The sequence below is a fragment of the Bacillus cereus group sp. Bc010 genome (assembly GCF_027716745.1).
GTDB classification, from domain to species: Bacteria; Bacillota; Bacilli; order Bacillales; family Bacillaceae_G; genus Bacillus_A; species Bacillus_A pacificus.
Map to the genome: position 1 here is coordinate 15502 of NZ_JAQFUY010000013.1, position 15354 is coordinate 30855.

A 15354-nucleotide genomic window follows, 5' to 3' on the forward strand; every position below is an offset into this window, starting at 1 on the left:
TTTTCATAACTTTTAAGTTATGCTAGAATAAGGACATAAGTTATTAATTATTACAAAAAGAAAAAAGACTTTCTTTTTTCTGTTAATTATAAGGGGGCATTTCATTATGCGTATTGGGGTACCAGCAGAAATTAAAAACAACGAAAACCGTGTGGCAATGACACCAGCAGGTGTTGTACATTTAATTCGTAACAATCACGAAGTATTCATTCAAAAGGGTGCAGGTTTAGGATCTGGTTTCACAGATGCTCAGTATGTTGAAGCAGGAGCGAAAATTGTTGATACAGCTGAAGAAGCTTGGAACATGGAAATGGTTATGAAAGTTAAGGAACCAATTGAAAGCGAATACAAACACTTCAGCGAAGGTTTAATCTTATTCACATACTTACACTTAGCTCCAGAACCAGAATTAACAAAAGCATTAATCGAAAAGAAAGTTGTTTCTATTGCATATGAAACAGTACAATTAGAAAACCGTTCTCTACCATTACTTGCACCTATGAGTGAAGTAGCTGGTCGTATGGCTGCACAAATTGGTGCACAATTCCTTGAGAAGAACAAAGGCGGTAAAGGTATCTTACTTGCAGGTGTTCCAGGGGTTAAACGTGGTAAAGTAACAATCATCGGTGGTGGACAAGCTGGTACAAATGCTGCTAAAATTGCAGTTGGACTAGGTGCGGATGTAACAATCATCGACTTAAGTGCAGAACGTCTTCGTCAATTAGATGACATTTTCGGAAACCAAGTAAAAACTTTAATGTCTAATCCGTACAATATTGCAGAAGCTGTAAAAGAGTCTGATCTTGTAATCGGTGCAGTATTAATCCCAGGTGCAAAAGCACCAAAACTTGTAACAGAAGAAATGATTAAATCAATGGAACCAGGTTCTGTTGTTGTAGATATCGCGATTGACCAAGGTGGTATTTTCGAAACAACTGACCGTATTACAACTCATGATAACCCAACTTACGAAAAACACGGCGTTGTTCATTATGCAGTTGCAAACATGCCAGGTGCGGTTCCACGTACATCAACTCTTGCATTAACAAACGTAACAGTACCATATGCAGTACAAATTGCTAACAAAGGTTACAAAGAAGCTTGCCTAGGCAACTCTGCATTACTAAAAGGTATTAACACATTAGATGGCTATGTAACATTCGAAGCAGTTGCAGAAGCTCACGGTGTAGAATACAAAGGTGCTAAAGAATTACTAGAAGCAGAAACAGTATCTTGCTAATAAAAGCATTATACAAAACAAAATCGAACAATATATAAAACAACATGATAAGAGCTAAGAGATAATACCTCTTAGCTCTTCTTGGCAAAAGGGGGCATACATCGTGGCCAACCTATTTAAAAAGAAATCCGTTACGCAATTGTTAGGGGAAAGTAAAAGTAAAACTTTAACGAAAACGCTAGGGGCATTTGACCTAACAATGCTAGGGATTGGTGCGATAATCGGTACAGGAGTACTAGTATTAACAGGATTAGTAGCAGCAAGAGATGCTGGTCCAGCAGTTATTTTTTCATTCATGATTGCAGCGATTGTTTGTGGATTTGCAGCATTATGTTATGCAGAAGTTGCATCTACACTTCCGGTTTCAGGTAGTGTGTACACATATTCATATGCGACAATTGGTGAGTTTATTGCCCACCTAATGGGATGGACATTACTATCTGTATATGTCGTAACAACTGCCGCAGTAGCTGGTGGATGGACGGGTTATTTTAATAACTTAGTGAGTGGATTTGGATTAGAAATTCCAACAGAGCTGTTAAAGATTCCATCACAAGGTGGAATGGTGAATTTACCAGCAGTAGTCATTACATTAGTTTTAACTTGGTTACTATCAAGAGGTACGAAAGAAAGTAAGCGTGTGAATAACATAATGGTATTAATTAAAATTGGTATTGTTATTTTATTCATTGCAGTTGGTGCGTTTTACGTACAACCAGAAAACTGGACACCATTTGCACCATACGGCATTAGCGGAATCTTTGCCGGAGGAGCAGCAGTATTCTTCGCTTTCTTAGGATTTGATGCATTAGCAACTTCTGCTGAAGAAGTAAAAAATCCACAACGTGATTTACCGATTGGTATTATTGCTTCGTTAGTTATTTGTACAATTATTTATGTTGTAGTTTGTCTCGTTATGACAGGTATGGTTTCTTATAAAGAATTAGATGTACCAGAAGCTATGGCATATGTATTAGAAGTTGTAGGACAAGATAAAGTAGCTGGTGTAATCGCAGTTGGAGCTGTAATTGGTATTATGGCTGTAATCTTTGCTTACATTTATGCAACGACACGTGTATTCTTCGCGATGAGCCGTGATGGTTTATTACCAAAATCATTTGCGAAAATTAATAAAAAGACAGAAGCACCAGTATTTTCAACTTGGTTAACAGGTATTGGTAGTGCTTTAATTGCTGGATTTATCGATTTAAAAGAATTGTCGAATTTAGCGAATATTGGAGCATTGTTAACATTTGCGATGGTAGGTGTGTCAGTTATTATTCTTCGTAAAACACATCCGAACTTAAAACGTGGCTTTATGGTACCACTTGTACCAACGCTACCGCTTATTTCAATCGCATGTTGTCTATTCTTAATGTTTAACCTACCATTAACAACATGGATCTACTTCGGTATTTGGTTAGCAATTGGAGTAGTTGTATACTTTGTTTATTCGAAAAAACATAGTCATTTAAAAGACGATGGAAGTTCGCAGGATAATTTAGAACAAGCTAATTAAAAGCTTAGTTAAAAGGGATATAAGTATAGTAAGCCTTGTGCGTCTAGGGAACGCGCAAGGCTTTTTCTTTTGTGCAAAGTGTATATTCTTTTTGTATGAGAATGTAATGGATGCGGAAAATATGTGTAGATCTTTTTTAAATGTGAACGAAATGTTCAAAAAAATGTATGAGATTTCATTGACACATATGAATAGACGCTCATATAATAAAGGTATAAGATATATGAATGATTGTTCATATGTTCAAATAAAGAGGTGAGCTATAATGGCTGGAAATAAAGTAGAAACACCACAAGAGACATGTTCTCAAACGATAATTCATGAAGAAGTTGTTGATCAAGTAAAACAAACAATTCCAACGGATGAAAGTTTAAGTAAAGTAGCAGAATTATTTAAAGTATTAGGCGATCGTACACGTACGAGAATATTACATGCGTTATTTGAAGCTGAAATGTGTGTTTGTGATTTAGCGTATTTATTAGGAATGACACAATCATCTATTTCACATCAGCTTCGTGTGTTAAAGCAAGCGAAACTTGTAAAGAATCGTAAAGAAGGAAAGGTCGTTTATTATTCGTTAGCTGACCAACACGTAATTCATATCTTCGAGCAAGCGTTTGAACACGTAAACGAGGAAGAATAAATAGAACGCGAGGAGGGAGAACGATGGCTGAAGCATTAGTGAAAAAGAAACTGATGTTAGAAGGTTTAGATTGTGCGAACTGTGCAATGAAAATTGAAAAAGGTGTTGGAAATATAGAAGGAGTAAATTCTTGCTCTGTAAATTTCGCGACAAAAACAATGGTTTTAGAAACAGCGCAAAATAAAGAAAGTGAAGTTGTTACAGAAGCAAAACAACTCGTTACAAAATTAGAACCGCACATTAAAGTGCAAGAAGAAAAAAACACAAAAATGGCAAAAGAAGTGTTTATATTAGAAGGTTTAGATTGCGCAAATTGTGCGATGAAGATTGAAAATAAAGTTAAGGAAATGCCGACGGTTTCAGCAGCAACTGTTGATTTCGTATCAAAGAAATTACGAGTTGAAGTAGCGAATAAAAGGGAACTAGAAGCGACTGTAGCTAATATAACAAATGTCGTTCAAAAGTTAGAACCAGATGTGAAAGTTGTTCGTGAAGAAAAGGGTGGTCATGACCATGGACATAGTCACGATCATGGTGAAGCAAATGTGAAAAAGATGGTAGGACGATTAGTGGTCGGCGGAATTTTGACAGCAATTGCTGCATTAGCTAGCTTACCACAAATGATCACAATTCCGTTATTCGTCCTTGCGTATGTATTAATCGGTGGAGATATCGTTTGGAGAGCAGTAAGAAACATAACTCGTGGCCAAGTGTTTGATGAGAACTTCTTAATGGCAATTGCAACACTAGGAGCTTTCGCAATTCAACAATACCCAGAAGCGGTTGCAGTAATGTTATTCTATCAAGTAGGAGAATTATTCCAAAGTATTGCGGTAAACCGTTCTCGAAAATCAATTACTTCATTAATGGATATTCGTCCTGATTACGCGAATGTAAAGGTTGGGAATGAAACGAAACAAGTATCACCAGAAGATGTACAAATCGGCGATTATATTATCGTGAAACCTGGTGAGAAAGTACCGTTAGACGGAAAAGTAGTTGAAGGAACATCAATGGTAGATACTTCAGCATTGACTGGTGAATCTGTACCACGTGAAGTTGAAGTTGGAAATGATGTATTAAGTGGTTTTGTGAACCAAAATGGTGTATTAACAATTGAAGTTACAAAAGAATTTGGTGAATCAACTGTATCAAAAATTTTAGATTTAGTTCAAAATGCAAGCAGTAAAAAAGCGCCAACAGAAAACTTTATTACGAAGTTCGCGCGTTACTACACTCCAGTTGTAGTAATTACAGCAGCGATCATGGCGTTTATTCCACCACTTATTTTAGAAGGAGCTACATTCTCGGATTGGATTTATAGAGCTTTAGTGTTCTTAGTAATCTCTTGTCCATGTGCGTTAGTTGTATCTATTCCTCTTGGATTCTTTGGAGGTATCGGTGGCGCATCTAAAAGTGGTGTGTTAGTAAAAGGAAGTAACTATTTAGAAGCTTTAAATGATGTGAAATATATTGTTTTTGATAAAACAGGCACATTAACAAAAGGTGTCTTCAAAGTTACAAAAATGGAACCAAGCGAAGGCATTACAAATGAAGAATTATTAGAGTATGCAGCATTTGCTGAAGTGTATTCTAACCATCCAATTGCACAATCGATTCGAAATGCATATGGAAAATCAGTTGATGAAAAAATAATCGATGATTATAACGAAATTTCTGGTCACGGTACAGTCGTAAAAGTACAAGGAAAAGAAATTTTTGCAGGTAATGCTAAATTAATGAGAAAAGAGAACATTACATTTAAGCAACCAGAAACAGTAGGTACATTAGTTCACGTTGCTGTAGATGGAAAATATGCAGGTTATATTGTTATCTCTGATGAGGTAAAAGAAGATTCAAAACAAGCAATTCAAAAGTTAAAAGAACTAGGCATTAAGAAGACAGTCATGTTAACTGGTGATGCAAAACCAGTTGGTGAAGCTGTTGGTAAAGAATTAGGTTTAGATGAAGTTCACGCAGAACTATTACCGCAACAAAAAGTAGAAGAGATTGAAAAAATTGATGCAGCGAAGCATGGAAAAGAAAAAGTTGCTTTCGTTGGTGATGGTATTAATGATACACCGGTATTAGCAAGAGCCGATGTTGGTATTGCAATGGGTGGTTTAGGATCAGATGCAGCAATTGAAGCAGCAGATATCGTTATTATGACTGATGAGCCTTCAAAAATTGCAACAGCTGTAAACATTGCAAAACGTACACGACGCATTGTGTGGCAAAATATTATCTTTGCATTAGGGGTAAAAGGATTAGTTTTACTACTTGGTGCTTTCGGTATTGCAACAATGTGGGAAGCGGTTTTCTCAGATGTTGGTGTGACACTACTGGCAGTGTTAAATGCAATGCGTGTACTACGAGTGAAAGATTTATAAAAAAAGAGGGCGCAACCTGCGTCCTCTTTTTTAGGTTATTCTGTTGAAATTGACTCAATAAAATAATAACAAATATTATTTTATAAATAAATAACTCAATATTTAAATTTACAAATAAAAAATATTTGTCTTATTATTTTAATATATTTTCCACAAAGATACATATAGTATTGAAAAAACAGAGAAGGAGAAGCTTCTCTGTTTTATTTTTGTATATTTTTTTCGACTTGTTCTCGAACAGTTTGAATGTAATTCATTTTATGATCCCAGCATTCTTGACTTAAATCGACAGGGTACTCTTCAGGATTTAAAGTTCGCATATACTCTTCCCAAAATAGTGCGAGACTTTGTTCATTATATTTTTGAATATCTAATATATCTGGTAGTTCATATGTTCTTTTACCGTTAACAAAAATGTCTTTATGCAGTTCGCGTGCTTCAAAGTTTGTTACAAATTTACTTATATAGGTGTGAACAGGATGAAACATTTTTAAGCGTTCTTCTTTTCCTGGTTCTTCACAATCCAATGCAATATAATCGCCTTCAGCATGATCGTTCACTCGATTGATAATGCGATAAATTCGTTTTAGTCCTGGAGTAGTAATTTTTTCAGGGTTAGATGAAATTTTAATTGTATCATTTAACTTTCCATCAGTATCTTCAATCGCAACGAGTTTATAAACAGCCCCTAATGCTGGTTGCTCAAAGGACGTAATCAATTTTGTCCCAACGCCCCATACATCAATTTTTGCTCCTTGAGATTTTAAATGCATAATGGTGTATTCATCTAAATCGCTAGAAGCAATAATTTTTGTATTTGTAAACCCGGCTTCATCTAGTAGTTTTCTTGCCTTTTTAGATAAATAAGCCATATCACCACTATCAAGGCGAATGCCATAAAAATCGATACGATCCCCAAACTCTTTCGCGACGCGAATTGCATTTGGAACACCAGATTTTAATGTGTCATATGTATCAACGAGAAAGACGCATTTTTTATGTGTCTCAGCATATTTCTTAAACGCGACATATTCATCACGATATGCTTGAACGAAAGAGTGAGCGTGTGTGCCAGCTACAGGTATTCCGAAGCGTTTCCCAGCCCGTACGTTACTTGTAGATGAGAAACCACCAATAAAGGCAGCTCGTGTGCCCCAAAGGGCTGCATCGAACTCGTGGGCACGTCTTGTGCCGAACTCTAAAAGTTCATCGTTATTTGCAGCGTGCTTCATACGAGCTGCTTTTGTTGCAATTAATGTTTGGTAATTCACAATGTTTAACAGGGCAGTTTCAATAATTTGTGCTTCGCCAAGCGGTGCATCAACACGTAATAAAGGCTCGTTATTAAAGACAACTTCACCTTCTTGCATACTACGAACCGTACCAGTGAATTTCATGTTTTGTAAATAATGAAGGAATTCTTCTTCAAATTGCAATTCTGCTAAATAAGCGATATCGCTTTCGGTAAAGCTGAAGTTTTCTATGTACTCTACAATTTTTTCAAGACCGGCAAAAACAGCATAACCGTTCTCGAATGGAAGCTTTCGAAAGTATAAATCAAACACCGAGCGGCGATTGTGAATACCATCTTTCCAATATGTATAAGCCATATTAATTTGATATAAATCTGTATGTAAGGCATAGCTATCGTCTTTATAATAAGTCATCGCGAAAACACCTCCATAATTTGGTTATAGTATACCAATTTTTCACTGCTTGTAGCAAAGAATGGATATGAAGGTGTAGTCAAGAGGGAAAAAAATGAAATAATGCATATTTTTTAGAAAATTAACATTTATCAATTTATATTTCTCAAGATTTTATGTATTATTAGAGTAATGGGGGTAAATGAGAATGGAGGAGGACAATGCAACAAACATTAGAAAAAATAGGCAAACAAGTCTTTTACAAACGGCTACAGCAAAAAATGACACAAGAAGAATTATGTCAGGGCATTTGTTCTGTCTCATACTTAAGTAAAATCGAAAATGGAAAGATCGAAGCATCAGAAGAGATTCTACAATTGCTCTGCGCAAGATTAGAAATTGCCGTGACGGATTTGAGAGATGTAGAAGAAGATGTGAAGGGGAAGTTGGATGAATGGTTGAATGCATTAGTTCATTTGGACAAGCCACAAGTAGAACGCATATATGAAGAGCTGCAAGGTGAAATGAAGCATGTTTTGGATTTTGAAATTATAAATTATTATAAGTTACTTTATACGCGGTATTTAATGATGAAGCGAGATTTACCTGCTGTAGAGGAAGAATTGGATAAGTTGAAAAAGGTGTATAAGAAATACTCACCTTTCCAGAAGATGTTATATACGTATAATAAGGCATTGTTATATTCTGTGCAGTACAAATATACACAGGCATTGGAATACTTGCTAAAGACAGAAGCGATGGCGAAAGAGTTAGGTTATTATGAAACAGGAATATATTATAATTTAGCGCTAACTTATAGTCAGATGGAAATAGACCACATGACATTATACTTTGCTAACGTGGCATTAGAAGGCTTTAAAAGTGAATATAAATTCAGAAATATAATTAATTGCAAGTTTTTAATTGCTTTTAGTTACACTAGAAAAAAACAATATAACGAAGCTATGGAAATTTATAATCATATCATAAGGGAAGCGACTTCTTTTGCTGATAAAGATAATATTCTATCTATTGCTTTGAATAATATTGGTTACCTGTATTATCGTCAAAAAAATTATACTAAGGCAAAAGAGTACTATATAGAATGCCTAAAGTATAAAAAAGAAGAGGATATGAACTATATTGATGCTATGTATGAGCTTTCGTTACAGTGTATTCAATTAGGAGAAATCGAGGAAGCAGCTAAATGGATTGAAAAAGGCATCATTGCTGCAAGAAAAGATGATAGATATAAAGGGATGCTATATTTATTATTAAGTTTACGATACAAGCATTTTGAAGAAAGGGATGTTTATAAAAAATTTCTAGAAATAGAAGTAGTTCCTTTCTTTAAAGCAGAGGAAAATATAAAAGATTTAAAGAAAATATACTTAGAACTAGCTGAATACTTAGAAGAATGTTCAGATTTTAAAGAAAGTAATCGCTACTATAAGTTAGCGATAAATTTATTAGAAGAGTAAGGAGGAGAAATAATATGAAAAAGTTAATTGCAGGAACATTTGTAGTTATGGCGATTGCGGCGGTGGTATTGGATATTCAGTATGCATGGAAGCCAGATACTCTTGGTCAAGAAGCTAAAACAGTTCAACAAATTAATTCATAATTAAAAACCCCTTTCCAACCGGAAAGGGGTTTTTTCAATATTTGTTCCTCAAAATTCTACAAAACTTGAGAAAATAATTATTTGAATTTTTAGTATATTAATAGTGGAAACATAATGCTAATATGAAACTACTCTTTTTCAAAAAATAATTTATTAGGGGGAAGGTTCATGAAAAAGAAAAGTTTAGCGTTAGTGTTAGCGACAGGAATGGCAGTTACAACGTTTGGAGGGACAGGCTCTGCATTTGCGGATTCTAAAAATGTGCTCTCTACTAAGAAGTACAATGAGACAGTACAGTCACCGGAGTTTATTTCTGGGGATTTAACTGGAGCAACTGGTAAGCAAGCAGAATCTGTTGTGTTTGATTATTTAAACGCAGCAAAAGGTGATTATAAGTTAGGGGAAAAGAGTGCGCAAGATTCTTTCAAAGTGAAACAAGTGAAGAAAGATGCTGTAACTGATTCAACAGTATTACGTTTGCAACAAGTATACGAAGGAGTACCTGTATGGGGTTCTACGCAAGTAGCTCACGTAAGTAAAGATGGCTCTTTAAAGGTATTGTCTGGAACAGTTGCACCTGATTTAGACAAAAAAGAAAAGTTAAAAAATAAAAATAAGATCGAAGGCACAAAAGCGATTGAAATTGCGCAAAAAGATTTAGGGGTTACACCTAAATATGAGGTAGAACCAAAAGCGGATTTATATGTATATCAAAACGGTGAGGAAACAACATATGCATACGTTGTAAATCTAAACTTCTTAGATCCAAGCCCAGGAAACTACTACTATTTCATTGAAGCAGAAAGCGGTAAAGTATTAAATAAGTTTAATACAATCGATCATGTGACGAATGATGATAAGTCACCAGTTAAGCAAGAGGCTCCTAAGCAAGATGCAAAAGCAGTTGTAAAGCCTGTAACAGGAACAAATAAAGTAGGAACGGGTAAAGGGGTATTAGGAGATACGAAGTCGCTTAATACAACGTTATCTGGATCATCTTACTACTTGCAAGATAATACACGCGGAGCAACAATTTTCACATATGATGCGAAAAACCGCTCGACATTACCAGGAACATTATGGGCAGATGCAGATAATGTTTTCAATGCAGCGTATGATGCAGCGGCAGTAGATGCTCATTACTATGCAGGTAAAACATATGATTACTATAAAGCTACATTTAATAGAAACTCTATTAATGATGCAGGAGCACCGTTAAAATCAACAGTCCATTACGGAAGCAATTATAATAATGCATTCTGGAACGGATCACAAATGGTATACGGAGATGGTGATGGTGTAACGTTCACTTCATTATCTGGTGGTATTGATGTTATTGGTCACGAATTAACGCATGCTGTTACGGAAAATAGCTCGAATTTAATTTATCAAAATGAATCAGGCGCATTAAATGAAGCGATTTCTGATATCTTTGGTACTTTAGTAGAATTCTATGATAACCGTAACCCAGATTGGGAGATTGGTGAAGATATTTACACGCCTGGTAAAGCAGGAGATGCACTTCGTTCTATGAGTGATCCAGCGAAATATGGTGATCCAGACCATTATTCTAAGCGTTACACTGGTTCAAGTGATAACGGTGGGGTTCATACAAACAGTGGCATTATTAATAAACAAGCTTATTTATTAGCGAATGGCGGTACGCATTACGGTGTAACTGTAACTGGTATTGGTAAAGATAAGTTAGGTGCAATTTATTACCGTGCAAACACACAATATTTCACGCAATCTACTACATTTAGCCAAGCTCGTGCTGGTGCAGTACAAGCTGCAGCTGATTTATATGGTGCAAATTCTGCGGAAGTAGCAGCAGTTAAGCAATCATTTAGTGCTGTTGGTATTAACTAAGGATTTTAAGGATAGCTATTAAGAAAATACCTCAAAAATAAAGAAGGAGCATAGGCTCCTTCTTTATTTTTTTCTCCATTTTTTCCACAAATAATATAATCCGATACAACCTGCGATTGTCACAATCCACTTCGCTTCATTTGTTCCGTTCATAACATGATAGGCCGAATATACTTCGATTAACAAAGCCGGTATTTTCCCTATCGTACTGGCAATACTGAAGGATAGTAATGACATTTTGCCTAGAGCGGCAAATAAAGTCACGATACTTGATGGGATGAAAGGTATGAATCGAAACGATAGAACGAGTAGAAAGGCCTCTCTACCTTCTACATAAAGTAGGCGTTCTACCTTTGGGTACTTATTTACTTTGCTGTGAGTGAATTTCTGAAGGCCTATACGATAAATATAAAACGAGATAATAGCCCCTAAGGCCTCACCTGCGATCGAAATAAGGGTTCCATTTGTTACACCAAAGAGCTGTATGTTAATAGCGGTCAAAAAAATACTAGGGATAACACCTAAAAGGCTAATGACTATGTTGATTAAGATACTAAGTGGAATTGCGATTGAATAATAGTCTGTTAAGAAGTTTTGAATTGTTTCAGCCATTGTTTAAAATCCTTTATCTTTTTTTGCATTACACCATATTTCCATTGTGTAGGCAAGTACAAATTTACATAATGTAGAAAAACGTTAAAAAACACCATTATTATACCTTATATGGGTATTAGGTATATGAAGAAATGGGTATATTTTACTTTTTAAAAAATGCAAATAAAACCTTTATTTAAAAGGTTAATAGATAGTTTTAGGAGGAGGTTTAACTTGGGAAATAATCATAAAAACATAGGGGTATATTTATGTAAGGGGCGAAAATAGCGGTTTTATGAAAAACGGGTGGTAATATGGCAAAATAGATGAGGAATTTAAAAAATGTTGTATGTTTTTTCGGTGTGAAATTGACTTTTAGTGAAGTTATGATAATAATCATGAAAGAGGTGATATGATGAAACGAATAAGTAGTCTTTTCTTGAGTAGTTTATTGGCATTAATACTGATCTTAAGTGGATGTGCAGGAAAAGAACAAAAAACAGAGAAACAAACAGGGAATCAATCGACATCAGTAGAAAAAATTAGTGATAATATTTTAGACGAAATGGAAGGGCCACCTAAAAATGGTCACACGATTGAAAGACATGTAGGCAAATCAGAAGAGGATTTGAAGAATCGCTTGAAGACAGATAAAGTATCCGCAGCAAGTACATACTATGACAAGGAAACAGCGACGAAAGCTGTAAAAGATAGTTTGAAGCAGCATGATAAGGAAATTCAAGATTGGTTAAAAAATTCTAAAGAGGCTCGTCTCGTATTAAATACAACACATTCATTCCCGGTTGGAAAAACGGTAATAAAGAAAAATATGAATGTAAAAGACAAGTTAGTAAAAACTGTTACTGTTTTAGCGAGAGATAAGTCAGGAGATTTAGGATATAAGATCATTACTTCTTATCCATCTGATAAATAAGAAGGGGGAGTAAATATGTATACGACATTACAATATTTTTTAAAATCGTATTGTACGTTAAGTATCCATGAAGATGAAATAGTAGGCGTGATGGAAGAGTTTATAGAGCAAGAAGACGAAGAAATTGTTTTGAAATTACGCGATGAATTATTATATATGAAGAAAAAGGATGCTTGGGAAGAGGCGTGCGTATTAGCTGCGAAGCAAGGAAATCGTATGTGGTCGTTAGAAGAAACGAAAGACCATCTTGCAACCTTTTTATTATTATTGGAAAAGAAAAAGGCGTGAGTAGATCACGCCTTTTTTGTTTTTGAAATTTTTTCGTTTGATAGTATCTTATTGTTTTGGAGCGCTTTTATATACGCTTTTTGAAATTTGTCCATTAGATATTACTTCACCGTTTTGTGTTACTTTTTTATATGTAACTGCTGTTATTTTATCATTAGTCCTACTAATTACTTGAGAAGAAACCTCAACATTTTTACCAGTATTTGTACCGAAAATGCGTGTAGTAATACTACCTCCATTTGAAAACGCTTGAATATAAATATGATTGCCTGTATTGTTTTTAAATTTTAAATCTGGACCATAATCTGCTACTGCTGCATCTTGCCCAAGTGGTAAATAATTTACTGGCATAGAATGATTACTTCGAGAAACAATTCCCAAATCTGCTCTTAAAGCTGCGCTATATAAAGTACTACTCACTTGGCAAACGCCTCCGCCTGCACTTTGTATAACCTTACCTTGTGAATATACGGCTGCGGATTTATAACCGTGAGCAGCATCCGTTACACCAACGCGGCCATTAAAACTAAATGTTTCATCAGGTGCGACAATAACGCCACTTAAAGTATTAGCTGACTTATTTACGTTAAAGGATTGATTCCCGTTACGACCAGCCATTGGAGTCGAATATTCAGCGATTACTTCTTTAATCCCCATTTTCTGTATATCTTCTGTAGAACGTTCAGGTTTTAATAGTGTAACTGGCAACGTAATGTCAGATGTACCAGAAGTAATGGCCTGCTGCGTTAAATCAGTTAACTTTTCTTTATCGATTTTTTCTCCATTTTGGCTCTGGCTAATATTTACTGTAGTGCCTTCAATACTCAATTCAGCATTAACGGGATTTTTTAATGTTTCATTATATTTATCCTTCATAAAGCTTTTATAAGCAGTTGTATTTAATTGAGGTGTTAATTTATAGTCACGTTTTAATTCACCGTTCTCAGCTTGTTTCCGCATTTTGTAACGATTTATTGCGTTGCCTTCTTGTTCTTTAAAGATTTTGTCGATAATATCTTTTTCTTTATAATTTATCCCTAAATCTTTCCATGTGTAAGTTTGTTTATCGTTTTGGAATATGTACGTAAGTGATTTTTGATCTAATTCAGTGATTTTTTGATTAATAATAGCTTGAATATCTTTTTTATTTTTTCCATCGAGAGAAATACCTTCAAATGTAGTATTGGGTAATGCAGTAGTATCTAATTGATTATTTAGTTTGGATACATATTGATATCCGCCAACACCGCCAACACAAAGTAATATGCCTCCAGCAATTGCAGAACCGATCAGTATTTTACTTAGCTTCATTTATTTCCCCCCAGAAATTTTTGTATAAATATATGTATTACATTTTTTGTATAAAAATGATGAAAATAACATTATGTACGTACTAGTATACTATTATTTTCACTATGTGTGTAATGTTTTTATAAAAAATGTTACACTGTTGTAATAATTGTCTCTTTTTGTCACAATGTGTACGAAAAATATGTTGAAAATTATAATAAAAAGGCTGTCTAGAAAGTTCTAGCAGCCTTTTTATTATAATTTTTTATGTTCATTTTTATTCGTAACACCGAGATGTTCTTGTAGTGTTGTCGAAATCGTATTGACGCTTTTTTCGTTTGGAACGTAATAATAAATACCACCTATATATTTATCAGTACCTTCTACTTGCATTTTGTCCATTTTTAAATTGGAATCCATTGAATTTTTTGCAATTGTCATCATATCATCAAAAGTTAAATTTGTTTTTAAGTCTTTATCGACAGCGTCTAATAGACCACCGATCTTATTAATGGAATTAAGTGATAGTGCTTTTTGAGCGATAGCTTCTAAAACAAGCTGTTGTCGTTGACCGCGCATATAATCACTATCGATATGACGAGTTCTTGCTAGTGCCAGTGCTTCCTCTCCATTTAAATGTTGACGTCCCTTTTTAAGGTGAACTGCATCTGCTTCATCTTTACTATTTTGTTCTGTGAACTCCACTGGAACATCTACAGTAATCCCACCAAGGGAATCAACAATTTTGATAAAGGATTTAAAGTTGAATTTTACATAGTAGTCAACTGGAACATCTAAAAAGTTCTCTACCGTATCAATCGTGCTATCTACACCACCGAATACGTGCGCATGTGTAATTTTATCGTATTTATCACGTGATTTAATGTATACACGTGAATCACGTGGAATACTGACAAGCTTAACAGATTTATCGTTTTTATTAATTGTGGCAAGTAATAGTGCATCTGTACGAGTTGCTTTTCCGTAATTTTTGTCCCTGATTTCACTTTCATCAACCCCCATAATGAGTACAGAAATGTTATCAGTCATAGGTTTAACGGCTTTTTCACGTTTGCTGGATTTATCCCCACGGCCCAGTTCAGAATAGGCATTACTTAACACAGACTTTGCTTTACTGTATATATGGAAGGAATAGCCTCCGGCTCCAAGTGCTACAACCAGTAATGGAATAAGCAGGAACCAAAGTAGGCGTTTTTTCTTTGAGCGTCCTTTTTTGGCTCGAGTATCTTTGTTCATATCGGATTTCATCATTTTTTCTCCTTTAAAACTATCAAAGTATATACATCTAGAAGCGCA

General features: G+C 35.0%; 13 protein-coding genes. 9 read left to right on the forward strand and 4 right to left on the reverse strand.

What is annotated here, in order from left to right; genetic code table 11:
• Positions 1-106: 106 nt before the first annotated feature.
• The 4 genes from ald (at position 107) to PDQ68_RS15645 (ending at position 5792) form a co-directional block, all read left to right on the forward strand.
• Positions 107-1240, forward strand: a complete 1134-nt coding sequence (ald, locus tag PDQ68_RS15630) for an alanine dehydrogenase (RefSeq protein WP_001219742.1) — start codon at positions 107-109, stop codon at positions 1238-1240.
• A gap of 103 nt (positions 1241-1343) precedes the next feature.
• Positions 1344-2759, forward strand: a complete 1416-nt coding sequence (locus tag PDQ68_RS15635) for an amino acid permease (RefSeq protein ID WP_061183668.1) — start codon at positions 1344-1346, stop codon at positions 2757-2759.
• A 265-nt stretch (positions 2760-3024) separates the two neighbouring features.
• A complete protein-coding gene (locus PDQ68_RS15640) occupies positions 3025-3402 on the forward strand; it encodes an ArsR/SmtB family transcription factor (protein ID WP_000918377.1) in 378 nt (125 codons plus the stop codon).
• Positions 3403-3425: 23 nt separating this feature from the next.
• Complete coding sequence (locus PDQ68_RS15645) at positions 3426-5792, forward strand: heavy metal translocating P-type ATPase (protein ID WP_061183669.1); 2367 nt, start codon at positions 3426-3428, stop codon at positions 5790-5792.
• Positions 5793-5995: 203 nt separating this feature from the next.
• Here the strand turns inward: PDQ68_RS15645 and PDQ68_RS15650 are convergent, their stop codons facing one another.
• Positions 5996-7459 (reverse strand): nicotinate phosphoribosyltransferase, encoded by a 1464-nt coding sequence (locus tag PDQ68_RS15650; RefSeq protein WP_000222887.1) that lies wholly within the window; start codon positions 7457-7459, stop codon positions 5996-5998.
• Between the two features lie 200 nt (positions 7460-7659).
• On the opposite strand from PDQ68_RS15650, the gene PDQ68_RS15655 reads away from it, so the two are divergent.
• From PDQ68_RS15655 to PDQ68_RS15665, 3 genes are all read left to right on the forward strand, one after another.
• Entirely contained in the window at positions 7660-8919 is a 1260-nt protein-coding gene (locus tag PDQ68_RS15655; protein ID WP_001187930.1) for a helix-turn-helix transcriptional regulator, read from the forward strand.
• Between the two features lie 14 nt (positions 8920-8933).
• Positions 8934-9062 (forward strand): NprX family peptide pheromone, encoded by a 129-nt coding sequence (locus PDQ68_RS15660; RefSeq protein ID WP_000733137.1) that lies wholly within the window; start codon positions 8934-8936, stop codon positions 9060-9062.
• A 168-nt stretch (positions 9063-9230) separates the two neighbouring features.
• Positions 9231-10931 carry a M4 family metallopeptidase gene (locus PDQ68_RS15665; protein ID WP_000730387.1) on the forward strand — a complete coding sequence of 567 codons (1701 nt, stop codon included), beginning with the start codon at positions 9231-9233 and terminating at the stop codon, positions 10929-10931.
• Positions 10932-10994: 63 nt separating this feature from the next.
• Here PDQ68_RS15665 and PDQ68_RS15670 read toward each other — a convergent pair whose 3' ends face one another.
• Positions 10995-11543, reverse strand: a complete 549-nt coding sequence (locus PDQ68_RS15670) for a TVP38/TMEM64 family protein (RefSeq protein ID WP_000852210.1) — start codon at positions 11541-11543, stop codon at positions 10995-10997.
• Positions 11544-11940: 397 nt separating this feature from the next.
• On the opposite strand from PDQ68_RS15670, the gene PDQ68_RS15675 reads away from it, so the two are divergent.
• Together PDQ68_RS15675 and PDQ68_RS15680 are read left to right on the forward strand one after the other, a co-directional pair.
• The gene (locus PDQ68_RS15675; RefSeq protein ID WP_000822707.1) at positions 11941-12459 is read left to right on the forward strand and encodes an RNase A-like domain-containing lipoprotein; all 519 of its coding nucleotides are present in this window, start codon (positions 11941-11943) and stop codon (positions 12457-12459) included.
• A gap of 15 nt (positions 12460-12474) precedes the next feature.
• Positions 12475-12747, forward strand: coding sequence for a hypothetical protein (locus PDQ68_RS15680; RefSeq protein ID WP_061183783.1), 273 nt, complete (start codon positions 12475-12477; stop codon positions 12745-12747).
• Between the two features lie 48 nt (positions 12748-12795).
• Here PDQ68_RS15680 and PDQ68_RS15685 read toward each other — a convergent pair whose 3' ends face one another.
• Positions 12796-14058 carry a VanW family protein gene (locus PDQ68_RS15685; RefSeq protein WP_073530751.1) on the reverse strand — a complete coding sequence of 421 codons (1263 nt, stop codon included), beginning with the start codon at positions 14056-14058 and terminating at the stop codon, positions 12796-12798.
• 234 nt (positions 14059-14292) lie between these two features.
• Complete coding sequence (locus PDQ68_RS15690; RefSeq protein WP_014893323.1) at positions 14293-15309, reverse strand: LCP family protein; 1017 nt, start codon at positions 15307-15309, stop codon at positions 14293-14295.
• Positions 15310-15354: the final 45 nt, after the last annotated feature.